The organism is Lysinibacter sp. HNR, assembly GCF_029760935.1.
GTDB lineage: Bacteria > Actinomycetota > Actinomycetes > Actinomycetales > Microbacteriaceae > HNR.
Genome location: NZ_CP121684.1, coordinates 287,209 through 313,222, shown reverse-complemented (window position 1 = coordinate 313,222; position 26,014 = coordinate 287,209). Strand labels below are relative to the sequence as shown.

Sequence of the window (26,014 nt, the reverse complement as noted above, 5' to 3'; positions counted from 1 at the left end):
CTTTGTGAAAACTAACCATGAACAACTACGCATAGCAGACACTAGCGTTGGGGGAACAGCCCCTTTTCGCGCTGCAGCGCATTGCGAACCGTTCAGATTAGCCTCTGGTCAGGGGTGGTGGCTCTATCCCCCATGTGACTTTAGTCTAGTTTGGAATGGGAATGATTTGCTGTGGTTGCACGGGGAGGCGAACCAATGGCTCCCAGCCAACAATTTACTACTCGGACACATGGCAAATAGTTCTCAAGCTTTTAGCTGCACAGTTAAAGGAACAGAAAGCGTCCCTGCTATAGTTGCCTTGCCAGAACCTGGCTACGTGCAATTGTGGACAGGCCTCGTGTGTACATCTGACCCAGAATGGTGCACGTTAACCCGTCCGGTGCCCAACTTCGCTAACCCTCTTACCTATGATGTTCTTGACGGTATCACTGAAACAGACTGGTGGCACGGTCCAATTCTTTTAAATATCAGATTTCGTCGTACAGATGAACCTGTGCGGTTTAGGTCGTCGTATCCTATAGCCGCTCTCCATCCGTTTCCCCGGCAAATGCTGACCACATCGCTATTTAAACATACCTTCACAAAAGCTCATAGTGTTTCCACGTTTACAACAGCAATGAGTATAAGGGAAAGTGATCGTCCTGGCGGGTACTCACGCGCGTCAAGAAAACGTCGCAGAGATCAGCCCTGTTACGATAAGCAAAGTGAAGTATGACAATTCCTACTCCCCCACAAATGGGGGATCCAAACACTCCTGAGGAAATCCCAAAGAGATTAAGGCTACCCGGAGTCTTCCGCATTGTACTTGCAGGGGAATCTTTGTCACTTTTTGGCACTCAGATCGCTTCTATGATGATACCCATCATCGCTGTTCTCACGTTGCACTCCGGTGAGTTCATGATCGGTGTACTCAGCGCAGCCGGCTGGCTGCCCATCATCATCTTTGGTCTTCTAGCCGGAACGATCGTGGATCGCACCAGCCGCTGGGTAATTATGGTGATCTGCAATGTGGTACGGGGTATCCTAATTACTATAATTCCTATACTGGCTTTTATAAATCAACTCACAATTCCTGCCCTGATAATTATTGCGTTTTTCGTTGGGATATGTAACGTATTCTTTGATATTGCATACCAAACCTACGTTCCGGACCTCGTATCGACAGACCTCCTTGGCCTAGCAAACAGCCGTTTGGAACTTATCCGCTCCATCGCACAACTCGCAGGCCCACTTCTTGGAGGAGTACTCGCCACCGCCTACAAACCTGAATACCTCATTTCAATAAATTCAGTCACCTTTTTGATCGCCCTTGTCGCACTGCTCTTTTTACCGGGGCGCTACAGGATCCTCCCCCAACCTCCTACGGAAAAAGACTCACCTAATCCAAAAATCTTTGAAGACGTACTATCCGGACTTCGACTCGTCTGGCAATCACGCCAGATTCGACTAGTTGTGACATCCGGGGCATTCTTGAATATTTTTGTAGCAGGAGCAAGCGCGCTCTTTGTGCTTTTTGTGACACGCACGCTGGGTTATAATCCCACAATACTTGGTATTAGCGTCGCACTTTTAGGTGTTGGTGCATTCTGTGGAGCAGCAACCTACCCATATTGGTCTAAAAAATTTCACGAGGGTCAGTGTGTCGCTCTCGGGCTTACATCAATGGCTTTGGGAACGATTCTGCTGGCACTCTCAGCTTGGACCAGCATCCCACTGGCTACTCTGCTTGCCGCACAAGTTTTGATCGGCTATGGAACCCCGATCATCAACATTGCCCTCGTAACCCTTCGACAAAAACTCACGCCTCCGGGAGCTCTGGGAAAGGTAAACGCAAGCGCCCGAGTCGCAATAATGAGCAGCCTGCCGCTCGGCGCCCTGATTATCTCTTTTATCGGGGAAAAGCTTGGTATTCCAGCAGCGCTATGGGTTGCTGCAATCGGAGAAGTTGCAGTTCTCTGCACTCTAGGATCAGCTCTTCTACGAATGCGGCCCAAAACCCTGTAGATTATCCCCGTAATAAACGCTCTATCTCCTGATCACTAGTCTTATAAGTTACCCGCACAATTCGAACTCCACTGTCAGCAAGCACACCAAGAACCTCCGGAAGAGTCTTCTTCTGGAAACGCAAAGCAAGCACAAGGAGCTCAAAAAGGTCTTTACTTGCTGAGGTTTTTACACCGACCTCTAATTGAGCAGCGACACGTTTGGGTGCCAAGCTATATTCCCCTCGGCGTATACGGACTACTCGATACAATATTCGGTAACAGCAAAGCAGCGCCGGTGCTGAAACAATTACTGCGACTTCCGCCCTGCTTGCACGTACTGTAAGGGTTCGTGCATGATTTCCATCTATAACCCACGACGAACGCTCTGTAATGGCCTTAAGCGTTTTGCTCCACTCCTGGCATGATGGACGCTCCCAATCAGCTTGCCAATACTCATCATCAAGGGAAATGTACGGAATTCTTAATCTATTTGATAGCAGGCGGGAGATAGTAGTTTTCCCAACCCCTGGAGAGCCGAGTACAAGAATTCTTCGAACTTTCACTCAAAGCCCTCTCGAGTCACCGAACCACCTAAAGATTCAAGGACCGATGCAAAATTCGTAAAACCCCGATCAAGATGCTCAACTCCATAAACCATAGTAGTACCGTTAATAGCTGTTCCAGCAAGAACCAATGAGACAGCAGCTCTCAAATCAGTTCCAGTGACCCTAACATCTGATATGGACGGAGGGTACCCTCCAGCAATACGAATGCCGGATGAAGTCTTTCGTATACTACCCCCCAATGCGTTAAGGCCTTGCACATACTCATAACGTCGCCGCCAAACTGTGTCGATAATGGTCGAAAAGCCAGACAGTTTTGTCATAAGTAACGCAAAAATTGGTTGCGCATCACTAAACACGCCACGTGAGTGAATCTTAAGGTCAATCCCTTTAATGGGTCGAGCACCATTGGCAATCGAGAGACTTCTAGCTGACTCGTGGATCTCAAAGCCCATTCTCGTGAGAGCTTCACATTCTGCCTGCATGCTCTGTCTGAGAATGCGGACATCATGAGCATCAATATGAACATCCCCTCCCGTCATAACACCAGCTACTAGCCAAGTAAGCGTCTGCATCGGATCTGAAATGAGATGATGGACAACATTACGGCGCTCGGAAAGCAGACTGCCTGATTGGATGCGCATGATATCCTGCTCACTATCTATTTCGATATCTGCCCCTAAAAGTTGAAGCGTTCGAACCATCTCTGTCACGTCAGCTTTAGGATACGCGCTCCGAATTATTGAAACACCACTAGAGATCGCTGCGCAAAGGATCGCAAACTTAGTTGCACCTGAATACAAAGGCCCGGTCATAAGTTGGGGATCGTCTACGAAATCAACCAGGTCAATTACGGTGCCACGAAGACCTCCGACAGGCATCCGGACTGAGCCAGTCGTTACGTCCACTATTGCACCATATCGCCTTAACACTTCAAAATAGTGACTCATTGGACGCCCTCCGGCAACACCATTACCTATGGCGCACCCACCTGCGGGGTGCATTGTCACTTCTCCCGTGTGTGCGAGCAGACCAGGGACGAGATAGAGACTACCGTGGATTGATTGGTATAAGGGTTGAGGGAAACTCCCTGAGACCTGATTAATTCCAAGCGAGACCTTATCATCTTTTACTGAAACAGATGCCCCAACAGCCTCGAGCAACGTTAAAAGAGTACTTGCTTCTAGCTGTGTCGTTGGAGCCCCAGCGATTGTAACGTCATGCTGACCAAGGAACGAAGCCGCAAGAACGGTTACAAAAGCATGTTTAAAGCCTTCTGGTTGGACAGCCCCTATCAAAGGTTTTCCCCCTTTGATATTATATGATGGCATTGTGTAAGTCTAAAACCTCTGGGCATACGTGTGCAAAATCTTAACCAGATTAAGGTGAGTTCCTAAGCCAGAACCATCAACGACGATAGGTATATAACGTGAGTCCTACTCCTGATTCAATTATTGGAATACCACCAGAATTCACTCCACCCCTTGCAGACGCCGCACTGAAAACAACACCTGAAGATTTTGTTGTGCATGAAACGCCACGGTTTCATCTGGAATCTAGAACAAGCGCCAACAAACAAATCAGCAGCCTTGATTCTCGCTACAACATTTTCCTTGTATCAAAACGTAATTTGACCACCTTCCAGGCGATAGGGTTTATCGCCGATGCCCTCAATATAGGTCGTGAAAAAATTGGGTATGCCGGACTCAAAGATGAAAACGCAATCACCCATCAGTATTTCAGTATTCCCGAGACCTCCACACTACACAAAGATGAGCTTTTCACTGACCAGGATAAGTATCTTCGGGTGACCTTTATAGGAACGAGCCGCGAGCCAATTAGCGTAGGAGACCTCTTTGGCAACAGTTTTAACATTACGGTTCGAAACATCGCCGAGAGCGACTTGGCCTACTGGCCAACAGAATCAAAGCGTCATTTTGAATTTATTAATTATTACGATACTCAAAGATTTGGTGTTCCAACGGGACCATCACAAACACATTTAATCGGAAAATATCTTCAAGACAAAGAGTTTGATAATGCTCTCCCGTTAGTAGCAGCCTCGGGATCAGCGGAAGCTCTGGCGGCACAGCAGCATACAGGAACTGCTGTTGACTTTTTTGACTCCCTGGACCAACGTATTACTAGTTTCTATCGGTCTGCACATTATTCTTTCCTCTGGAACTCATCAGTCGCAGACAGATTACGGGAGATATCACCTGTTGAAAAAGTATACAGGGACGGTATTGAATACAGCTTCCCACAGGAAGATAATTTTGCGTCTTTACCCCTGGCCTCCCCCTACACAACCGTACGTTTAGTCAATAGTTCACCAACTGCGCTTCATCAAGAACGAGCCGTACGTGTAAACACGCTTTTCCATCTTGAAGCCCCCAAAGAAGATTCCCTGCATCCTGGAAAATACTGCGCAACGATAAGTTTCTTTTTGCCCTCTGGCTCATACGCAACTATGGCAATTGCACAGTTTCTTCGCGTCATTGGGGCTAAAGCGCAGTGAAAACTTTAGATACTTTGAAATTCGCTAGAAAAATACCCATAAGCGGAACCAGAGCAAACGATCACCAAGGGGTCCTGTACCGCGCAGCTGCAGGAACTGATAGCTTGCCTACGCTTCCACTGCCGTTTCTTGGCTATATTATCGACCTACGAAAATCAAACGAAATCAGACACAAGCGAACAAACTGTCAAACACTTCGGTACTCTCTAAACGACCCTGATTTCGCTGCAATTCCAAGGATTCATCGAGATGAAAATGTGTTTTTATCTCACTACCAACAGTTAAAAGTTCTTTCTGAACCGGTTTACTTAAAGGCTCGGGAACTCCTTCTTGAGGGTTTCGATCTTGTTATTATGTGCCAGCTTGGAAGAGACCGCACAGGCATAGTCATAGACAATCTACTCAAAGGCTTTGGGGCGCCTCTATCCGTGCGGGTACGAGAAGCACAAGAAACGTTTTCCCTGCTCGACACGAGGCCAGATTGGCTCGAAGAAATCCTTACCAGGCGCGATGAAACCTATCTAGACTTCCAGGCCCGAAATAACCTAGCTAAAAAAGCATTTATTACATATATATTGGAGGACAAAATATGAAAGTCCTGGTCGTCTGGCCTCCACACGTACCAAGCTACTTTAATGCGGGTCACCACTTGACTGTTTACACGACATCCGAAATGCTTCGATCAGAATTTCCAGAAATTGATCTTACTTCCGCAGAGTTTGGCTTGCTTAATCTGACGTGGAAAGAGATCGGAGAACAGATCTATCAAAGCTCTCCCGATCTCGTAATTATCATTAATGATTTTGACACGGTCGATAATCTGGATCGTTTTATTGAGTATATTCGCTCGCTCGCGCCCGGTTGCCACGTCATCACGGGAGGTCGGCTCAGCATGGAAGCTCCCCTCGTATTTCGACAGTTCGACCTTGACGGTATCGTCACTGGTGGCGATGTTGAGCTAGGGTTTTACGAGTATGTCTCTTGGATGCTGAGTGAGCAATCACCCACACAATTAGTCGGTATAGATGTTCGAGACGGCACTCATTGGATCAAGGCTTCTGCGGGACGTAGGTTTTTGCCCGGAACCTGGCCGCTACCTGATGTGTCTGAAATTCCATATCATGACTATGATCGATTGTATTCAAGGGATCAAAATAAGTTTTGCGGAATCCCCGAGCGACGCGAATTAGTTGTCCCCGTGGGGCGAGGTTGCCCCATCAACTGCTCTTTTTGTGAAGTACCAACCGTACAGGGTTTGCGTGATCGCCGCTTGAGCGCCAAAAGAATAGTTGACTACATCGAAACAGCCGTAGAAACTAGACCGTTCGACTACGTCTCGTTCTATGCACCCACTTTCACCTTTGATAGGAAATGGACGCTGGAGTTCTGTGCGGAGATGGAACGCTCATCCTGTAATCTTCCCTGGAAGTGCGCCACCGCCATCCCCCATCTGGATGCGGAGCTTATGAAAAGAATGGCTGAGTCAGGCTGCGTCAGGATAAGCGTAGGGTTAGAGACTCTTGAACCCGGCGGCTTGGAAACTCTTCCCAGGAAAAAACGGACTGAGATTATGCGCTTCGAAGAGCTCAATAACAACGCTCATGAGTTTGGCATCGAGCTAAACTTTTTTATCATGGTGGGGCTCCCTGGAACCACACTTGAAGGAACCCGTGCGACAGTCAAAGCAGCACAAGAAGTGGGCGCACGAGTACGCCCTACTGTATATGCCGACCTGGATGAGTTACGAAGATGTCAGCACAAAGAGGATCTATGGCGATTTAATCGACAGCTTTTGGGTTTCTCCAGCAATGAGCGTAGTAATAAACAATACCCGTGGTACGAGTTTTTCTTCGGTGTAGATCCCCACGTCACTTCCGTCATGAATAAAATCCCTCAGAATGTGATGGAACGAGTTTGAATCCACACTCACCCTCTTACACCATTCCAGATTTCGAGCTTTTATCTTTTGAACGCCGCGGTGTGAGGTCGGGCATAAATCTTGGCTCTAACGAGCTTCAACATCCACAGCTTTCAAATTTACACACGCTCTTTAACCCCCGAGTTACTCCCCTTAACTTTTATCCCGTTCACTCCCAGGCCGCCACTGAGATTGCAGCTTTTATCGGCAGACCCGAGGAGCAGTTAATCTTCTCACCCGGATCCGATGCGGCCATACGGGCAATCGTCGGGGTTGCACAGTCACGTGGTTTTAAAAAGTTACTGTACCTATCCCCTGCGTATCCAGCCTGGAAACAAGCCGCAACCCTCTACAACCTTCCTTTTGACACGGTTGTGATTTCTGGTGAACGCGAAAAGGACTTTGAGCATCTTGTCTCGCGAATAGGAGCTCAAACAATCGTAGCGGTGACCTGGCCGAATGCTCCTGTAGCGCACGGGAGCTTCTCAGTCGACGAACTCTTTGCACTAGACGCACGGTGTCGGGAGCAAGGTTCAGAACTTGTCGTCGACCTTTGTTATGCTCCGTTCTTTGCTCCTCGACACGATCTCAAGCAGATTATGTCGTCACTGAATACAGTATTTACATCCTCGAAAGCTTTTGGCCTTGCAGCAGCACGTGCTGCAATAGTGACGGGAGCACCCGAAAACATATCGCACTTAGCTGTGGCGGGTATCGAAAATGGAGTGAGTCAGCATGCACTGGATTTGATGAGGCAGTGTTTCGCGTCTTACTCGCAATACGAGCCAATCTGGAATGACATCACACAAGAACGCGACAAGGTCCGCCAAGAACTCCTCAGTATCGGTATGGAAGTTCCCACGTCCGAAGCTAATTTCCTTCACGTATTTCTTACACAAGAAAAGGCCGAACGTATCGCACAACACCTATTACAACTAGGCATTCGAACAAAAGTCAATACTGCACTCAATTGGCACACAAGCATTCGGTTTTCAATTGCTTTAGATCAGATCATGGGACAGCTTATCTCAGAGCTGACAGGAGCGTGGAAGGAACAAAAATGATCTCACATACCCTACACACCGACCCATTCGCCCACATACATATAGCTTTCGAGCCGCCAAGCTCACTCTCGTCTTTTCCAGTAGACCTGCTCGATCACACATCAAGGAACAATGGAAGCGACAAGACGTACAGCACACGGATGCTCGAAGCGTATCGAAAATCGTCAGGCTTATCTACCCAACTACCGGAAGATTGGGCATCTCTTGTACGTATTTTAGGGGACGACACCAATACCCAACGCATAGCAAATGACCTTGGAGTGGACTCGAACGAGATCACCGAGGTTGAAGTTCGCTTGGCCGCATACGGCGCATCAAACTGGATGTCTCGCCACACAGACGGTCCCGATAAAGTATTTTCAGCTATCTACTATTTCAGCCCTGACTGGCGAGAGAGTTGGGGTGGAGATCTTCGTCTATACGAGTCAGCAGACACAGTGAAGCCAACCTGCAAAGCTTACCCCTTTCAAGGAACAGGGGTTGCTTTTGCACGTTCCCTAGACTCCTGGCATGAGGTGGCTCCGATCACTGATTTGTGCCCGTCCTATCGCACCACCGTTTTAGTACATGCTTACCGTGATGTGGGATGAGAGTGCGCATGCCAGCCTTTGAAGTGATTGTTTTTGATCTGTTCCAGACTCTGTGTCATTGGTCTTCGAATTCAGTTCCCAGTGCTGCACACGTGGTCTGGGCTCGATCACCAATTCAAGAAAAACTATGCCTGGCTGAGCTCATCGCACTTATTGATGGAACCGATGGCGAAGAACTCGCACCACAAGCTCTCAACGATGAGACTTTTTGGACCTTACGACGCAACCGCATAATTACAACAATGAATATTGCAAAAATTGAAAACCAACGTTCCATACTAAAGCTATGTGAAAAAGCCGAACGACATCGCAACGTTACCCTCTATAACGATGTAATACCAATGATTTACACGCTTACACAGCTTGGATTTAAATGGGCGGTATGCTCAAATTCCTCACCAGACGTGATCGAAAAGTTTGTAAATAAAATTGGCACTTCTATTCCGGCTCCCATCGGCATCATTTCTTCCTCAAGAGTTGGAGCACTCAAACCTAACGAGCGCATGTATCGTGAACTTAAGCAAATAGGTGCCGAACCAAATCAAACCTTGTTTGTTGGAGACAGGATCGAACCAGACATACTTGGTCCACTTCGCCACGGTTACTGGGCGTTACAGATGATCAGACACGATGACATCCCCCGCGCGGTTGCTCCTGAGCACCCTTACTTTTTAGGGCAGGTTAACAACGCCGATACCCTGCTTGCACGAGTTCTTGAAGTATGTGAGTTTTCTAACGAGCCAAGGAGGAACGGCACATAATGTCTACAACCGCTTTTGATTCCCTCGTTGACTGGATGGTTACACAGATCCAAAACACGAACCTTTCTCGGGATCCGTGGCCACACAGACAGGTTATGGAAGTGCTCCCCGATCAATTCGCATCACAACTAGTTCGCGAAGTATTCGACAGCCGCTTGGAACGCGCTCGACGCGACAACGGTGATAAGACTTATAGCTTCCGAACTACACGTTTACAACGGAACGAAACAGCCGATGCTCCAGCGACATCCGCGCTTCTTGATGCGGTCGATTCCCCTCACTATCGCTCTGCGTTATCTACAGCTTTTGACGCTGATGTGAAATCACTTGTGGTGCGGGTGGATGCGTGGAGTTATGGTGAGGGTGATTGGCTCTCACCCCATGTTGACAAACCCGAAAAGAAGCTCACTCAAATTTTGTACCTGTCGCCTGACTGGGTTCCTGAACATGGTGGGCATCTCGCGTTGCTCCGGTCAGCCGATGCTGCTACGACTGTCAAACGAATTGAACCGACCTACCGAAGTTCAGTACTTTTCGCTCCGACCGAGAATTCGTGGCACGCTGTGGAGCCACCAGGAACAGGACAATTTCGTAGGAAGTCTATTACCATCACCTACCTCAGCTCAGACGATCATGACTAACTCTTCTCCTCTTCAAGCAGCAAAGCCACTCCAGTCTCGCGACGTTCCAATCTATTCTGATAAAGACTATTGGGAAATTGCTATTAAATATTTAGAAAATTTTGAGGAACGGAAATTATATAGACTCAGCGAGCTAACCTCACATCAGACAAATAACGCCTTTATTATTGGTAAACCCGATTTATTTAAAAGACCCTTTCTCAATCACCTTACAACATCATTCACAGGCAGTTGCGGCATAGCTACGGCACAGTCTCCCCAAGAGCTCAAAGCCTTTCTCGCTCGTCAGGTCAGTCCAAAAAGCTCTTCCTCCGGCGATCTTCTGCTTGATGAACTCTATGGCTCTATCGTGCAGATAAAGGGTTATCAAACTCAGACCCTACCCTACCCACAACAGATCAACCACTCAGATTTGACTCGCGCTTGGCGCATTCTCTGCTTGCATGCACACGGCGAAGGTGCTCATGCAAACTTACGAAATACCGTACTTTGCGGTCAGGTAAAATCGGAAGTTACTACTTTCCCTGACTGTAATCAGAACTACTGCAAGCGTGCAGGACACGCAGGGGGTCGCTTTAGAAATTTTAGCGATCTTGCTGCTGAAGAAATACTTTTTCTTTCTTGCAGCGGCTTTTCGGCAGGAAGGGAGCACTATTCAAATCAGGCAAGTGCCGCTCTGTCTATGATTGCGAGCAGTTCCGTACGTACAGTTATATGCAACGACCGTACCGTCCCCCTGACGAGTGACGAAGTACGTTTAGCGTTTCTGATCGCTTCCGAAGAAGGTTTGATAGCCGCGTGCAATTTTTTGAACACGCTTTCCGCACCGCGTTTTCGCGGTGCGCGCCCCTGGTTATTGCTCGGGGATCCCGTCACTGCAAACCTGAGAACTCACCGCCATAATGTAAGACGACTACCAGAAAGCACAGTTCCGGGGAGATTCTACGAGATTGAAGGTCACACTCAAGGAAGTGTTGCAGCCACGGAAAAAACGGTATTCATCGAGCAGGCAGTTCCTTCCCAGCTCATCCTCAAAGACATCACAGAAGATGCGTTAAACGCAGAAAAGATTCTTGGTGACGCACTGGCTCTGTCTCAGACATATTCTCTTATACTAGATTCGCTGAATGAGCGCTCACGAGAAACCGATGGAGCACAGCACCTCCTGAAGGAAGTTCGTAATGGACTTCGCAACTTGCTTCTCTTATTTCATTCCTGGCGCAGAGCAAGAGTCCTTTCTGGAGATAGCACGGGACAGCAACAGCTTAGACTTGCTGCTCGACTCAACAAACTTGCTAGCGCACGAATTGTGTCAGCATTTCATCCTTTCCTTGACTACAGGCTAGAAGACATTATCGAGGGAATGGCGATGCTTGAGCCAATAAAAACAGGCGAGACCTGCGTTCGATGCGGGTCACTTCTATCAGTTAGTGCGGGAACAATTTCATATACAGGAGGCCCAACAGTAGTCGCTGGGAATTGTGTCACTTGCGGCCCACGGTATATTTCCGTTGGAACACCACCAAATGTAAAGTTCTATGTAGAGTCAGTGACGACCGATGGAAAAATAGAGATCCTCCCACAAGGCTCCACTGAGAACATATATGCGGCTCTCTCACTACAGGATAAAGCCACCGGCTCTAACGCACTCTCACACGGCCCACTGCCTGTAAGCAATATACACGGATCGTTCGAAACCACCCAAAGCCTCAGTTTTGATCTACACACACTACGAATTCTCGTCGTTTCCCCTCAAGGTTTCACGATCAACCGTTACCGTATTGCACGCTGAAACACCCTGAGATGGGAGTGTCTGATTATCGGTGTGTGAGGCCGGTCGTTCGTTGTTAGTTAATGGTCTGCTCGAAACGGTTAGCGAAGGTAATCGCGAACACGTTTAACGCAGGCTTCCACAACTGTACCCTGCGTGCCCTACCATCCCCGGTAGGGTCAAGTGACCGGGTTATCAGGTAGAGGGTTTTGAGCGCAGCCTGCTCGGTCGGGAAATTGAAACGCTGGCGAGAGCACGGAGACCGGGGGCTCATGAGTAGACGCGAACAGAAACAGGCTGACGGGCTTCCCACCCGCGCTAGTCTTGAACGATCCCTGCCCGATGACATCACTGAGTTGAGGAGACTAACGGCTGAACTCCTGGTTGAGAAAGCGGTGCTCGAACGAGAACTCGGACTCGTAAAAAAAGACGAGGGCGTCATCCCGGGACAACTGTCAAACCTTCACAAGACCCAGATCATTGAAACTCTTCGCCTCACGTTTCCGTTGAAGATTCTGTTGCAACTGCTGAAGATCGGGGCGAGTAGTTATCACTACTGTCGGCAGGTGAAGCGTACTGGGTTTTGTTCCGGTCTTTGTATAAGGATAGGAATACTATGACTAAACAATATGATGCGCAGTTCCGTGAGCGGGCGTTGCGTATGATCGTGGAGGCGATGCCTGAGTATACGAGTCTTCACGCGGTAACTGGGCATATCGGTGGGCTTTTGGGTGTAGCCCCGGACACTCTTCGGAGGTGGTATCGCCAAACCCAGATCGATACCGGCAGCAGACCTGGCATCACGACCGATGTCGCTGAAGAAAACCGGCGTTTACGGCGTGAGGTTGCGGAGTTGAAGAAAGCGAATGAAGTACTCAAAGCTGCGAGCATATTTTTCGCGAAGGAACTCGATCAGCCACGAACGAAATGATCCGGTTCATTGATCAATACCGTGATCATTTCGGGGTTGAGTTCCTCTGTCGCACCCTGCGTGCGGCAGTTCGTGGATTTATTACTTCCCGCGGGTATCGGGCAGCGAAACAACGAATACCGTCAGCGCGGCAGTTACGCGATGAACTGCTGGTACCTGAAATTCGTCGGCTCCACACCGTGAACTATGGCGTCTACGGGGCACGGAAGATGCACGCATTGATGAAGCGTGAGGGCTGGGAGATTGGTCGTGATCAGACGAACAGACTCATGCGCCTTGCTGGAGTTCAGGGCGTTACTCGCCGCGCTAAAGCATTCACAACGAGAAGCGACCGTGCACAAGGCCTTCCTAGAGATCTGGTGAATCGTGCGTTCGCTGCGGCCGCGCCACGGTGCCTGTGGGTTGCGGATATCACCTATGTCGCGACGTGGTCTGGGTTTGCGTATGTTGCGTTCATCACTGACGTGTTCGCCCGCAAGATCGTTGGTTGGAGTGTCGCCTCGACCTTGAAGACAGAAGAACTCCCGTTACAGGCACTCGATATGGCTGCTTGGAATACTGGCGGTGATTTAGGTGGGGTCAGGCAGCACTCGGGTCACGGGTCGAATTACATGTCTGTGGTCTACACCGAACGAGTACGTGAGCTCGGCGCGATACCCTCGACAGGGAGCGTTGGCGACAGCTACGATAACGCCCCTCGCAGAGACCGTGAACGGGCTCTACAAGGCTGAACTGATTCGCAGGCAAGGACCCTGGAAAACGGTCGAGGAAGTTGAACTCGCTACCCTGGAATACGTGTGGTGGTGGAACAACCAACGTCTCCATGAAGCGCTCGATTACCGTACCCCGGTCGAGGTCGAAACAGCGTACTATGCTGAAACATATCAGCCCGTGAGAACACGGGTATGACGAAACCCAATGACGGAACAAAACCCAGTACGCTTCAGTCGCGACTCATCACAGTGGCGGAGACGGAGGGATTTGAACCCCTATTTACTCCCTGGCTCAACTAGGGAATGTTGATTTTCCGGGGCTCTGTCCTCTTTTTTGGCCGTTCTAAACGTTCTAACCGCCCAAAACGTAGGATGATCCTACCAACGCACTACGAAGAAAAAGCTGAGTAAGAAACTACATTTTCGTCAGCCTCACCGACTCGGAGTGATGCGCTCAGAGCAGCTACCCTTTAATCTTTCTTTCGCGTCTGCTAAGTTTTAGTAACCCCCGAAAATCGATGTTGATATTTTGAAGGAGTTTTGTTTGATGAAGAAGTTGATCATGTTCCCATGCGTTACTGCGTTGGCCGCATCTTTTATGCTTATTGTAGCTACTACGAGTTCCGCCACAGCTAGTTCACCGTTTAGCGATGATATCGCTCAACTTATTGATCAGGTTGCCCCTCATCAGGGTGATGTGGTGCAGGTAAAAGAAATAGATGGTCAAACCTGGGAAGCGAATAATGGCAGCGAGGTGAATATCCCGTCAGATCCTACTGATCCCCTGCAACTTACGGGAGGTGACGAAACAAAGCTAAATATTATCCTGCCGCAGAATCTGGGTTTACAGAGTGGGCAGGTTGCCTCTGATGGAACTGTCGTGTACAAGTCGTCTGACAGCCAGGTAGACGCTGCTATTCAAGCTATGCATAACGGATCAGTGAGAGTTCAGACAGTTATCAATACTCCCTCAGCGGCACATGAATTCAGTTATGCGATTGGAGAGGAATTTCAATTGGTATTTTCTGAAGACGGCTCACTGTGGGCTGTTGGCCTCAACGCTGCTGGAGACTTCACCGCCTTCAGCGTAGGAGATGCGTGGGCTCGTGACGCAAACGGAAGAGAGGTTGAAACACGCTATGAGATACGCGGTGACGCTCTTGTGCAAGTAGTGATTCCCACCCGTGATACGGTTTATCCCGTAGTAGCGGATCCTCAGTGGAACTGGTATGCGGCGGCATGGGGTGCAAAATTCAACCGAGCTGAAACTAAAGGTCTTGCTGCGGCAGGCGGCGCAACCGGAATATGTGGCGCGTTGGCGAAGTTTTCGCCGCCCCTTGCTGGCGCATGCGGCGCAGCCGGTGCTTACTTTTTCACTCAGGCTAACATTGCCCAGTCAGCCAAGAAATGTCTGTTTATCTCTATTGTACCTGTGCCCCTCGCAATGGTTTATAAAGACGGTGATTGTCGCTAACAGGGAGGAACACTGTGCTGCTGTGCATTATTGCTAGCCTATTTGGTCTCAGCGTGGGAGTGCTGATTGCTTACCTCACGTTACCAACTACGCAAACTGTGCCCGCTATTGCCACCTGCGTGGTACTCGTCATCGGTGTGAGTATTACGATTTGGGGTCCTGAGTCATCACCCTTTTACGGTATCTTGATTGGGCTTTCATCCGTGATTGCCCTAGCTCTTGCCGGGGCACAGCGCTGGAAGAATCATCCACTTCTTGCTGATGCGGGGTACTGGAAACGTGTCGGCCTGTGGGTTATGCACGCACACGTTCTACGTAAAACCAACGTCGAAACTCAAGAAGAGGCGGAGACTCTTACCTAGTATGGAGCTCTTGTGCGGCCCTGGAATTAAGTACTTTATCGAGAGTTATCCCAGGGCCTTCCTAATTTCTCCCACCACGTTAACGGGGCGAAGCTTTATTCACTCCGCCGAGACCTTCACCACCCCGACCACTCTCATTTTCCCCGATCAACCATCCCACCGTGGTGTCGAGCACCCGCGCTAGAACAATCACATCTCGTAAGTACCAAGCTCGCTGACCATTGAGTTTGCGATGAAACTCTGTTGGATCCAGATCCATAGCCCGCGCGACAGCAGCTTTTGACCGAAACCTCCCATACATCCGTTCATGCACATGAGCGCGCACTATCTCTACGACGTCATCCATAACAACCAGACTAGAGCACATATCCATATTGTTGACTAATTGTCAATTATGTTGCTACTGTGTCCTTTAAGTCATCAGTAATGCTGCTAGTAGTATTTATTAGTAGAAAGACAATCAAAGGAATCATTGTGGATAAAAATAGATTTTTTACGCGTGGACGCGTGATAGCAATACTCATTGCAGGAAGTGTCGTTCTTGCGGGCACAGGAACCGCGGCAGGGGTCGCGATTGCTGATGCAAATCGCACAGCCCTGTACAGGTCAACCCTCCACACCCTGAATCAAAAACTCACATCGGAAGCCAAAAGTGTGGACGATGTCAATACGGCGAATCTCGCGTTGGAGCAAGCACTCGCTGACGGACGAGGCAAAGCAGCAGCCATAACCGTGATCGCAGCAGCGGAGGCCGCTGTGGCTCAGAGTGATCGTGAGGCACTCACTGCTCTTCTTCCTCCACTCACTGAATCTCTCGGCACGGAAGCCGAGCTGGCTGCACTCACCGCAACAAATGATCCTCTACGCATGGCGGAAGAAACCGCCCCGGAACTCATAAAACCAGTAGTAGACGATAAGATAAGTGACTCCGAAATTGAATCGCTGCAATCCCGCTCACAAAAGGTTTCAGATCAGATCAAGGCCACGGAAGAGAATCGGGCAAACCTTCACTCACGAACTAATTCCACCCGGGATGCATGGACCGCAGTCGGCCCAGTTCTGGTGACCGCCACCGGTAATATAAGAGCAGTAGCCCAGCAAACATTGGAGGCTACTACCTCTGCCGATGCAGCAACGCATGAAGCCATTCTTGCTGCACTGAGCAGTATTGAATCAACCGAGCTGATCACTGCCGACACAGACCCAAATCCCGAAAACGTCACGGCGCTTTTAGATGCATACACGGCGTACGTTGAAACGATTACCGCCCGCGTCGCAGCTCATACCGCAGAAGTTGAGCGAGCAGCCGCAGCAGCGGCCGCAGCTCAAAATGCGCCAGCTTACACCGCACCAGACGGAACACAAAAACCAAACCCGCGATTTAACCCCCAACGCCCTAGTACAGGTGGCACTCCGACAGCGCCGAAGCCGAGATCAGGAGGCTCATCTAGTGGAAACGGCGGCGGCGGAACCGCACCCACCCCTGGGGGCAGCTCAGGCGGAAGCGGTGGAGGTTCTTCCACTCCGGGCACAGGCGGCGGAGGCGGGCCTGCTAGCCTTCCCGCAAGCACACCGGTAGGGCCCGGACTTGTCGGTGCATGCCCTGCTGGAACCTCCCCCACAATTAGAGGACAGTATCAACAAGGAGGAGGAGGCGGAACCGTCCACTTCCAGGCCATGGGAATCCCGTACATCGTCACAATTAGCGGCGGCCCCGGCGCATGGACCTACCAGCAGTTAGGCTGCTCCGAGCCCTGGTAGAGACAAATTATGATGTCAATCACACGAAATAGTGGAGGAGAAGGCTGATGAACCTCAGCCTTGCTGCCCAGGCAGAACTCGCCAACCATGGTCTTACACCCAAAGACTGGGCGAAGATCCACGGCCACGGTTCCCAGTGGTTTGGTGATGTGTGTGGCTGTCCCGATAATCGATGCAGCGGTTACCATCACGAGGACTGGGAAAAATGCCTGTGTATCACCTCCCTCATCCAAGAACATCGAAAAAACTAGCTGCTGAAACAGCTGCACACGTTATATGGGAGGCGCACCTAGCAGGCGATGCGATCTACGCCAACCAGCTGCTAGATCTCTGGGTCAGGCGGTATGAACCGTTCTCAACCACATCCTCTCTCACACGTACTGTTGACGGCGCACACGGCATCACCACTACAAACCAATACAACGATCACGTCTGGCTGGTCTGGGATGCCAGTAAATATGTATCTAACGGCGTGATCAAGCATCATAACAAGGTCTACCTCTGGGCATGCCCCATGAAAGGGTGTGACGGCTCTGGCGAGAGCGATGTGCTTACTATAGCCGCCGACAACTACGCGGGTCATTTCTGTTCGAATGCACGATTCCTGCAAGTTGAAGAAAAAGACTAGCCCGGAGCTTTAGAAACAAAAAGTGGGTGTCAAGATTATTTCTTGACACCCACCTTACCTGTGAAGGGGTTTATATTGTGTTACGTCGGCGTACTGCTGCTAGTGCTATACCACCTCCTCCCAGGAGGAGAAGACTGACCGCTACCCAAATGACCGGCGTCCCCGCGGCACCGGTCATGGCTAGCGGCTCAGCCGGGGGCTCGGGCCGTGCTTTGACGTCTTTTACTGTTTCGGATGCGATACCGCACTCACCTGTGGAGATCACGTCACCAGTTTCTACATGTGTACCGGTATGAGTAAACATGTAGGTCCACCCGGCTTCCGCGATGTGTGCTTTTTCCTCAGTAAATTCGTATCGCCCGTCTCGGTCCACCCTGATGGGCTGGTCGAGCGACCAAACCTTATTTTCTGGGACACACGCTTGAGCAAGCTCGATGGTGTCTTTCGGGACACGGTAGAGGTCAAAGCCAATGTCATACTGGATACCGGTTAGGATTCCTGACGCAATAGCAGCATCAATCAGCGGATCACCCGCCCAAACGTCTTGCCGAGCTTCAGTAGTAATCACAGGATTATCAAACCGTGATTGCTCAGCAGGATTTCGGCAGTCATCTCGCCACAGGACCTCTCGCTTTCCGTCACGTGGGTCAGCCACTGTCAGGACGCCGACCCATTGGATGGCGGCCGGGGTGCGGGAGGTAAATTCGCTACCCGGGTAGGTTCCAGCTTTTTCCACCGTGATGGGGTTATCTTCCGTGGTGAATAGCGGGTTGATTTGGCAGTATTCGCGGGTTTGAACCTCGTCCGATGTAAAGCGTTCTACCTCCCCGGTAGCGGTCACTAGCGGGTTTCCCTCCGCATCGATCTTGGCATGACCATCCACAGGGATTTGCGAAACCTCCCATGTCAGCTCAGCCTTCACCTCTGCGGGCAGATCGTTTTCCGTAATAAAGAGGTCTTTCACGGTGCCGTGTACCGGGGCCTGTGCCTCCGCGACCGTGTGGGCTGAGAACGGCTCCAAACACGTCGTTTCTGAGGGCAACCCGAACTTGTCCGAGAACGGAGTGAAAAACCCGGCGTATTGGCCTTGATCACTGTCTTGGATCCGCCACACATTCACCACGCAGCCCTCGGGTTTGACCGGCATCCGGAACGCGGATTTTGCTTCGTTCAGGTCTGTCACTCCGGATATCAGCTCCGTATCATAGAGCTCTGTGCCTGCCGGAACTGTGTCGTGGATACCGATCTGATCAGCACTAGTTACTCCTGGGACGTAATACGAGTCACGACGCAGGTTAAGCGGGATCCGGTCGCCGTTTGAGTCACGCAACCAGCCACCATCAAGCAGCACCATGCGGAACGAGTCAGTGACCTCTTCAAAGAGCTCGGCAGTGATTTTTGATACCTGTGATTCACCCTCAATACGGGTAGGCACAATCGATGTTTCCGCCTTGATGCCGTAGCCACTATAGAAGTCGCCATCATCTGGATCAATCATCGTCTGCGCGGCGGGGGAAGCTTCAGCTCTCGTAATAGTATCCGTGATCGTGTAGTACCCGGTTTCTTCCACCGGCTTGCTAAAGCACTCACGATAATCCGTCAGTGTGGGGTCAGAATCTGTTCGTGTCACAAATTTCAGTTCGTCAAAAAAGGGTGTGCCTGGAGGGGGTCCGGCCTGGTTGAAAATAGGTTCGGAAAGGAGGGGCCCATACGCCCGCAGGTGATGAGGCACCGGTACCCACTGACCTAAAATATTTCTCAGGTGTGGGACATCTCCCCGCACAGTGGGGCGTATTACGTCACAGAGCTGTTGCCCCTTCTCAATAAAGACATTCACCACGTTTGTTTCCGCAGCAGGCTTGAACACCAGCGGGAAAGGGTCGTAGTTGTAGTTAGAGTTAGATCCCTGCACTCGGGTAGGTTCTCCCGCTACAAGGAGCTGTTGAAGCGGGGTGGCGGCGGGAAAGAGCCTGATGCGGTTTTCCCATACTGCCCGGTTATATGTGCCGTTAATTGTGACCGTGTATTCTTTCAGGCCCTCCGGCGGGGTGCCTGTCCAGGTTACTCGACCACCACCAGGTGCGGTCAGTGTCGCGGTGCCGGTTGCATCAAAAACCGCGTTATTCAGTGTGAAAGAATCGTATCCGGCGGGCAGATCAATATAGCCATGCCAGGGGTCATTCTTACCGGACACGAGAGCAGGCTGAGGGATTGCAGCGGGGGCTGTCGTGCTTCCACCAGCCGCTACCGCGTTTCGAGCAGCAGCAATTTCATTCTGTGCATCCTGGCGAACCTGTGCGGGCGACCCGCCAGCGTCCTGAATTTTTTGATTAATCAACTGGTCAGGATTTCCTGTGCCACCCCGTACAAGCCACGCAGCGACCTGGAGAACGGCATTGCGATACCCATCAGTACGGCTCAAAGACCCAGCGAGCACGTTAATCACGCCCACATCATTTCCAGATAAAGCGGGCTGATTCACCGTCCACGTCAGGCTGCCTGACCATCCCGAAAGATTGTACGCAGGAATGGTACCGTGCCACCCACCATCGGTTTGTGCTCCCAGGGGCGAGGGGGCACCCACCTCAATACACAACGTCAGCACACCATTCACGTCCCAGGCCCCAACCCAGCCGCTCCCGTCAGCGCGAGGCGACCCGATGCCGGGGCCCGTAGTAGCCGCGTGTGCAGGCATGCTTGTTCCCACGATGCTTCCTCCCGCTAGCACCGCTCCAATTACCGTTGCCGCAGCGACAGATTTAATCTTGTCCTTAAGATTCTTTTTCCCAGCGTGTGTACTATGCCGGAACAAAGTTTTTATCTTTGGGACTTTTGGCTTTTGTTTCATTGTGTTATGCGACCTTTCTGCCGTGCACGAATTTGATCAAAATGACCACGCATCGGCAGGGTGCCGGGTGGTCGTATAAATATTTTTTTAAGAATTTTCCGCGGAGTGTGTGTCATGAGACGCACAGTTCCTTTGTCTGGTGGGTACGAATTTCCGTTTTGTTTGTGCACTGTCCTTCCTTCCTGTGGCCCCGCTGCGAGTGAGGCAGGTCGGGCCTTTGGGGAAGCACCTAAGGAGGGTCTAGGTACTGGGAAATAGGCTTTCCCTCGCCTATAACGGGTTCGGAAACCAGAGCGAGCAGTTCATAAATCATTTTTTCTGTGGCTTTCCTCATATTTTTTGTGCACTTCTACAAAAGAAGTGGTTTATGAACTCTTAGATAGCTCGCTCGAACCCATTACCTACGAAAGCTCTGGAAAGGAAAGTGTGTGACCCGTGTCAATAGGCCTCTGCGAGGGGAAGATAAAAAGCTCATGTCGTCTGAGTCACAAATATGTGGAGATGCCATCAGCCTTGTACAGGAACCTACAGATACGTTTGCGTTATTGACCGTGGGTATGAGGGTGAACGGGATTAACACCTGTTGGTGGGTCATGATTGAGGATTCTCATCTGTTGGAAATCGCTGTGCAAGCGGCTACAGACTGTTTACCCGTTATTGTGCGGGGACATGTCCTGGGGCTTAAACCATCAGCTGATTTATGGTTCCTGCGCGCAAATCATTTAGCAATTCAAAGTGGAGGTGATGCGGCATGAGTACCCGTGTTGCACATCTTGTATCTGCACCTCTCGCGGTTGTGTTGTTGTGTGTTTCTGCGTGCGCTTCAGCGCCGGAGCCTGTAACGGACGTTTCCGCGACCTCTAGCGCTCTTCCCCCGCAACCTCCCTTTTCATCTGGCAGCACTCCCATTCCCCCGGGTGAGCTTAGCCCAGGTCCTGGTGCGGCTGAGCCTGTCGCATTGGCTGAGTCTGAGATCATCCCAGTTATGGATTTTGCGGAGAGGTTCATGCACCTTTTCGCACGGCCGGGTATTCCCACAAACGTGTGGTTTAGTGAGATTTCTCCGTATTTGACATCACGCATTCGTGAGTCGTACAGCTATATCGATACCGAAACCATCCCTGTTTCACGGGTCGACGGCCAGGTAGAGATAGTGGGAGGCACTGACCTCACTGCCATCGTGAGTGTGCCAACCAATATTGGACCGTACACGGTAAACCTCCTACGAGAAAGCACGGAGCACCCGTGGCTGGTATCAGCTGTACTCCCACCGGAGGGGTGGTAATGGAAACTACTTCTCTCGGCAGTGTTCTCGCAGGCGTTATCGTACTCTTACTATCGATATTTCTGATTATCGTGCTCTTTTTCTCTTCCAGCGCCGACGGGGCCGCATGCTCCACAGAAGACACTCGGGCTATACCCGTGAGTTCTCTTCCCGAGGAAGCTCACGGGTATAGCCAAGAGCAGCTAACAAACGCTGCACACATTATGAATGTTGCTCACGAGATGGGGTTGGGATCTCACGGCCAAAAAATCGGGGTGATGACGGCAATCGGTGAGTCATCATTGCGTGTCCTTGGCTACGGTGACCAGGTGGGCCCTGATTCACGTGGTCTATTTCAGCAGCGCAATTCCTGGGGCACACTCGAAGAGCGTATGGATCCTCGTACCAGTGCCCGGCTCTTCTTTGAGCGATTACAAGGGGTCGACGGGTGGCAAAACCTAGAGCCTACGGAAGCAGCTCATCGGGTGCAGCGTAATGCGAATCCCTTACACTATGCCAAATCGTGGGATACGGCGGTGTCAATCGTTGCCACTCTTTCAGGAACTACGGATTCATGTGCGGGTACAACACAAGAACCAGGAGATGATTACCCATACAAGGGAACAAAAGAGTCTGCCGGACTCAGCCCCCTGGGATATTACTACGGAAATTGCACCGATTTTGTAGCTTGGCGGATCAATCGTGATGCTGGCGTGACAGCTGCCCCGTGGAAGTGGGTATGGAAAGATCTCACCCCCACCGGCGGGCACGGCAAGCTTTGGGGCAGTGCGTGGTCATTTCATGGATGGCCAAAGGGAGATACCCCACGTCCAGGCGCGATCGCGTGGTTTGATATTGCCGGATATGGCCACGTAGCGTATGTGCAGGCGGTCAATGAGGACGGAACTGTTTTTATTGAGGAGTATAACTGGCCTGATTCATCTGGTCGAGTAGATAATTCGTACCACACACGCACAATCCCGGCGTCACAGCCAACCGGGTATCTGTATCCACCGAACGGTGGGTGGTGACATATGGCCATACCACGGATCCCTCCTGCCTGGCCGGTTATCACCCTGACATACCAGGATGACGGAACCGTATTACTGGATGATGGGCACCAAGTTTCACACATCATTCCGCGAAGTGATTTGAGCACTCAAACCCTGATAGCGAACGCTACCGTCCATGCGTGCCAAAACCTGGGTCTGGACCTGTGCCGAGTACAGGGTATTTTTGCAGACACTGCCTACGATATGGTCGTTGATGCAGACGCAGGCACTCTAGATGCAATTCCAGAGCCAGAAGCACCACGCAGGAATCGTCGTTACGTTATCGTTGGGGCTATCATCGCGCTATCACTAGGTGTGACCGGTGCTGGTGCATACTGGTGGGCAGAAAACTCTCGGGTTCCTAAGGCTCCGGTCGCCACAGCGCCACCGACTCCCGATGCGACACAACTTCCAGTTTTTGCCCCGCCAGGGTGGGATACCTACGCAACATGGACTACTCCTGCTCCTACTGATCAACGCCCCTCTCCCGTACTAGTTGATTCGGTTCTCGTCATGACATCAGGTGATCAGATACGTGGTATAGATCCTGCAACCGGTTTCACTCTCTGGGAAAAAACAACGTCCTTCCCTATTCGGTTTCTGCACGTTACCACCATTGATCACGAGCCACGCGTGGCTGCTACGGACGGTACCACCACATTGGGCCTCATCGACCCTGACGGCAAAAACTTTACAGCCCATGACGTACCCAAAGGCCGAGGTCGGGTAGTTTTAGCCGATTCCGGTATTTATGTAGAGTTCCCTGGCCAACGAGCCTACATATTCACACTCAACACATGGGAATTGCGCATGATTCCAGCCGGAGCATCCATTGTTACTGCACGGGGCAGCGATATTGTGGCGGTAAACCTTGTTACGCAGAACGTGTGGTTCCTTCGAAGTGATAAAGCTGAACTCCCCGAACCGGTCAAGCTTCCTACCCCCTCGGGGGTAGGAAGCTTGACCGGTATCCTGGGTATCAGCCATGATTACGTCCTTTCAGCATGGACAGATCCAACCGATTCCACCACGACTGTTCTTAGCGTGCACCATGTTGATGATTCTTTGGCTTTTGTTGGTACCCACCGTGTGCCCAATGATGCGGTGAATCTTACGGAGTTTTCTTCTGACGGGGTTCTTGTCACCACTGGGCGGGTTCTCATGGAGCTGTCCACCGTTCGCACCGTGGTCTCGCCCTCTGGTCCTCTGGCGTTAGCCGGAGGATTTGGGTGGAGCTCAAATGAACGTGCATCCAATCGGGTGCGGATTTCTTTAGACGGTGAAACGGTTCCGATGGAACCTAACGCACCAGTTCCCCTTCTTATTTTTCCGGATGGTGCTGCGTTTGTTCGTGGCTCGTCTGAAGGTTCTCAAAGTGCATATTACGCACTTGTACCACGTGAGGAAACGCAGTCATGAGTATCAATAATCCCTTTGTAATACCTCCCCCAGAGCCCGTCGCCATCGAGACCCTTGAAGACGACCCCATTCTGGGAGGTGCACTCAGTATCAACGGAGTGTTAGACCCGTCGACCCTGGGACATATTGAGACTCCCTCCGTGAATGTTCCCACACCCCCGCACCGGGTCAGTCTCCACGGAACCGTGTGGCTCGTGGGAACGTCCGGCGGCGCCGGAGTATCCACTCTCGCACAGCTCACTGATCCTCTCATTGTGGACAGCATGCTTTCCACACCCTTACGTGGTGGCCGAATCATTTATGTTGCAGCTACTCATGGATTGGGGTTAGCGCGCGCCAAAACCTTAGGGATCGCATTGGCACAATCCCGCACACACTACCAACCCGTTGCAATCGTGTTTGTACATGATCGTCCCGACCTCTCAAAAGCCACTGTGAGGCTCGCTTCCGGTATTGGACGAATGTTTCCTCGATCATTCTCCATTCCGTATGAACCATCGTGGCGAGAACCCGATAGCGACCTCACAGTTCGATCTGTGCGCCTCACACGCACAATCACCGCGATCAACAAGATCGCCCAGAAAAGATAAGGAATAAAACATTGTCCACATTTCTCATAAAAATTGTTCGAGCTGACTACAGCAACCTCCAAGGAGCGAGACCACCTGGATTAGAAAACCTCGACACCATTGTGACTTGGGCTTTATGGGGCGCCGGATTCATTCTGTTTCTATTTTTTATTGGCGGACTCGTTGCAGCAGCACGAGCACGAAAGAAAAATGCAGAAGTTGATGCCGAAGCCCCAGCATGGCCACTTATTTTAGCGATCATTCTGGGGGCTTCTGGCGCAATCTGGAATGCAATAGCTCCCTAGAGACCCTCATACATTTAAGACTCCCACTTCTGTGAAGGAAAGCATGGCAAAGAAAAAATCAGGCTTTTGGTCGCAAAACATTAACGCAGTCAAGCATCCTGAAGATCTCACGGGTGCCCAACGCAACCGCACAAAAGGGTTACTCATCGGCATGTTCGTGGGTATTACATTATTTGCTGTGATCGCGGTTACTGTGCGTGTTGTGGCAGGTACTCCTCCGGAGTCACACAGCATCCCAGCACCTCCCACAGCACACCAAACAACCACACCTACCCCAGCTGCTGTATCGTCCTCCTGCCGGAACGACACAGCAACCGATATTTCGAGTGATCCTCCGAATACGTCAGGGTGGGAGATTATCGGGTTTTTCCCTGTTCCCCGGGTGGCTGGGGCTGGTCCATGCCTCAGCCACGAAGGATCAACCGTGGGTTTTTCCCACACCATGACAGGAGCATTAGTTGCAGCATCCCACTACACATCGAACCTGAACGTCGACGCCCCCACCACACGTACTCCTGCTCTACTCAGCTACGCGTTAGTGCCCGGAGACCTCACAGATCGGTTAGCAAAAAAAGTTACCGCAATTTTGAATCATGAGCGTCCTGGCACTGATACACAGGCGACAAAAGCGGTAGAACCAATCGGCTACACCGTTGCGTCCTATTCTCCGGACGAAGCGGTGATCGAGGTGGTGTATGAAAGTGTCCTCAATAAAAGTATGGATAACCGTTTTTTTGTTAGTGTGCGTTTGACCTGGTCAGAGGATGATTGGCGAATCGTTCCTGCCACATCCGAAGATTGGATGCACGGCGGTGTCTTTTCTCCCGGAGCACCTTTTGTTCCATGGGGACCCAGCGCCCAAGACGGGTGGGAGTAA

General features: G+C 50.9%; 22 protein-coding genes and 2 pseudogenes. 20 read left to right on the top strand and 4 right to left on the bottom strand.

What is annotated here, in order from left to right; all coding sequences use genetic code 11:
* Nucleotides 1-711: 711 nt before the first annotated feature.
* Complete coding sequence (locus FrondiHNR_RS01350) at nt 712-2,004, top strand: MFS transporter (RefSeq protein WP_347567112.1); 1,293 nt, start codon at nt 712-714, stop codon at nt 2,002-2,004.
* A 1-nt stretch (nt 2,005) separates the two neighbouring features.
* On the opposite strand, the gene FrondiHNR_RS01345 is transcribed toward FrondiHNR_RS01350, so the two are convergent.
* Together FrondiHNR_RS01345 and FrondiHNR_RS01340 are read right to left on the bottom strand one after the other, a co-directional pair.
* A complete protein-coding gene (locus tag FrondiHNR_RS01345) occupies nt 2,006-2,215 on the bottom strand; it encodes a hypothetical protein (protein ID WP_279353464.1) in 210 nt (69 codons plus the stop codon).
* A 329-nt stretch (nt 2,216-2,544) separates the two neighbouring features.
* Entirely contained in the window at nt 2,545-3,879 is a 1,335-nt protein-coding gene (locus FrondiHNR_RS01340; protein WP_279353463.1) for a hypothetical protein, read from the bottom strand.
* 98 nt (nt 3,880-3,977) lie between these two features.
* On the opposite strand from FrondiHNR_RS01340, the gene truD reads away from it, so the two are divergent.
* From truD to FrondiHNR_RS01305, 7 genes are all read left to right on the top strand, one after another.
* Nucleotides 3,978-5,066, top strand: a complete 1,089-nt coding sequence (gene truD / locus FrondiHNR_RS01335) for a tRNA pseudouridine(13) synthase TruD (RefSeq protein ID WP_279353462.1) — start codon at nt 3,978-3,980, stop codon at nt 5,064-5,066.
* Complete coding sequence (locus FrondiHNR_RS01330; protein ID WP_279353461.1) at nt 5,063-5,659, top strand: tyrosine-protein phosphatase; 597 nt, start codon at nt 5,063-5,065, stop codon at nt 5,657-5,659. Before truD ends, FrondiHNR_RS01330 begins: the two co-directional genes overlap by 4 nt.
* Nucleotides 5,656-6,984 carry a radical SAM protein gene (locus FrondiHNR_RS01325; RefSeq protein WP_279353460.1) on the top strand — a complete coding sequence of 443 codons (1,329 nt, stop codon included), beginning with the start codon at nt 5,656-5,658 and terminating at the stop codon, nt 6,982-6,984. The genes FrondiHNR_RS01330 and FrondiHNR_RS01325 overlap by 4 nt, the downstream gene beginning before the upstream one ends.
* Entirely contained in the window at nt 6,981-8,048 is a 1,068-nt protein-coding gene (locus FrondiHNR_RS01320; RefSeq protein WP_279353459.1) for an aminotransferase class I/II-fold pyridoxal phosphate-dependent enzyme, read from the top strand. The genes FrondiHNR_RS01325 and FrondiHNR_RS01320 overlap by 4 nt, the downstream gene beginning before the upstream one ends.
* 598 nt (nt 8,049-8,646) lie before the next feature.
* A complete protein-coding gene (locus FrondiHNR_RS01315) occupies nt 8,647-9,399 on the top strand; it encodes an HAD family hydrolase (RefSeq protein ID WP_279353458.1) in 753 nt (250 codons plus the stop codon).
* Nucleotides 9,399-10,040, top strand: a complete 642-nt coding sequence (locus FrondiHNR_RS01310) for a 2OG-Fe(II) oxygenase (RefSeq protein WP_279353457.1) — start codon at nt 9,399-9,401, stop codon at nt 10,038-10,040. The genes FrondiHNR_RS01315 and FrondiHNR_RS01310 overlap by 1 nt, the downstream gene beginning before the upstream one ends.
* Nucleotides 10,033-11,832, top strand: coding sequence for a hypothetical protein (locus FrondiHNR_RS01305; protein ID WP_279353456.1), 1,800 nt, complete (start codon nt 10,033-10,035; stop codon nt 11,830-11,832). Before FrondiHNR_RS01310 ends, FrondiHNR_RS01305 begins: the two co-directional genes overlap by 8 nt.
* 55 nt (nt 11,833-11,887) lie before the next feature.
* Here the strand turns inward: FrondiHNR_RS01305 and FrondiHNR_RS01300 are convergent.
* Nucleotides 11,888-12,061: pseudogene (locus FrondiHNR_RS01300) on the bottom strand (IS256 family transposase); the annotation flags it as partial.
* A 22-nt stretch (nt 12,062-12,083) separates the two neighbouring features.
* On the opposite strand from FrondiHNR_RS01300, the gene FrondiHNR_RS01295 reads away from it, so the two are divergent.
* The 6 genes and pseudogenes from FrondiHNR_RS01295 (at nt 12,084) to FrondiHNR_RS01270 (ending at nt 17,303) form a co-directional block, all read left to right on the top strand.
* Entirely contained in the window at nt 12,084-12,431 is a 348-nt protein-coding gene (locus FrondiHNR_RS01295) for a hypothetical protein (protein ID WP_279353455.1), read from the top strand.
* Nucleotides 12,428-13,651, top strand: a pseudogene (locus tag FrondiHNR_RS01290) (IS3 family transposase). Before FrondiHNR_RS01295 ends, FrondiHNR_RS01290 begins: the two are co-directional and overlap by 4 nt.
* Nucleotides 13,652-14,002: 351 nt before the next feature.
* Nucleotides 14,003-14,929 (top strand): hypothetical protein, encoded by a 927-nt coding sequence (locus FrondiHNR_RS01285; RefSeq protein ID WP_279353454.1) that lies wholly within the window; start codon nt 14,003-14,005, stop codon nt 14,927-14,929.
* A gap of 14 nt (nt 14,930-14,943) precedes the next feature.
* A complete protein-coding gene (locus FrondiHNR_RS01280; protein ID WP_279353453.1) occupies nt 14,944-15,291 on the top strand; it encodes a hypothetical protein in 348 nt (115 codons plus the stop codon).
* A 474-nt stretch (nt 15,292-15,765) separates the two neighbouring features.
* Nucleotides 15,766-17,052, top strand: coding sequence for a hypothetical protein (locus tag FrondiHNR_RS01275; protein WP_279353452.1), 1,287 nt, complete (start codon nt 15,766-15,768; stop codon nt 17,050-17,052).
* Nucleotides 17,053-17,099: 47 nt separating this feature from the next.
* The gene (locus tag FrondiHNR_RS01270; protein WP_279353451.1) at nt 17,100-17,303 is read left to right on the top strand and encodes a hypothetical protein; all 204 of its coding nucleotides are present in this window, start codon (nt 17,100-17,102) and stop codon (nt 17,301-17,303) included.
* A gap of 447 nt (nt 17,304-17,750) precedes the next feature.
* On the opposite strand, the gene FrondiHNR_RS01265 is transcribed toward FrondiHNR_RS01270, so the two are convergent.
* Nucleotides 17,751-20,492 (bottom strand): hypothetical protein, encoded by a 2,742-nt coding sequence (locus FrondiHNR_RS01265; RefSeq protein WP_279353450.1) that lies wholly within the window; start codon nt 20,490-20,492, stop codon nt 17,751-17,753.
* A 1,042-nt stretch (nt 20,493-21,534) separates the two neighbouring features.
* On the opposite strand from FrondiHNR_RS01265, the gene FrondiHNR_RS01260 reads away from it, so the two are divergent.
* From FrondiHNR_RS01260 to FrondiHNR_RS01235, 6 genes are read left to right on the top strand one after another with little or no spacing between them, the layout of a single operon-like run.
* A complete protein-coding gene (locus FrondiHNR_RS01260) occupies nt 21,535-21,813 on the top strand; it encodes a hypothetical protein (RefSeq protein ID WP_279353449.1) in 279 nt (92 codons plus the stop codon).
* A complete protein-coding gene (locus FrondiHNR_RS01255; RefSeq protein WP_279353448.1) occupies nt 21,813-22,823 on the top strand; it encodes a CHAP domain-containing protein in 1,011 nt (336 codons plus the stop codon). The genes FrondiHNR_RS01260 and FrondiHNR_RS01255 overlap by 1 nt, the downstream gene beginning before the upstream one ends.
* A 3-nt stretch (nt 22,824-22,826) precedes the next feature.
* On the top strand, nt 22,827-24,263 hold the full coding sequence (locus tag FrondiHNR_RS01250; protein ID WP_279353447.1) for a hypothetical protein: 1,437 nt from the start codon (nt 22,827-22,829) through the stop codon (nt 24,261-24,263).
* Nucleotides 24,260-24,853 carry a DUF6668 family protein gene (locus FrondiHNR_RS01245; RefSeq protein WP_279353446.1) on the top strand — a complete coding sequence of 198 codons (594 nt, stop codon included), beginning with the start codon at nt 24,260-24,262 and terminating at the stop codon, nt 24,851-24,853. Before FrondiHNR_RS01250 ends, FrondiHNR_RS01245 begins: the two co-directional genes overlap by 4 nt.
* 11 nt (nt 24,854-24,864) lie before the next feature.
* On the top strand, nt 24,865-25,137 hold the full coding sequence (locus tag FrondiHNR_RS01240; RefSeq protein WP_279353445.1) for a hypothetical protein: 273 nt from the start codon (nt 24,865-24,867) through the stop codon (nt 25,135-25,137).
* Between the two features lie 43 nt (nt 25,138-25,180).
* A complete protein-coding gene (locus FrondiHNR_RS01235) occupies nt 25,181-26,014 on the top strand; it encodes a hypothetical protein (protein WP_279353444.1) in 834 nt (277 codons plus the stop codon).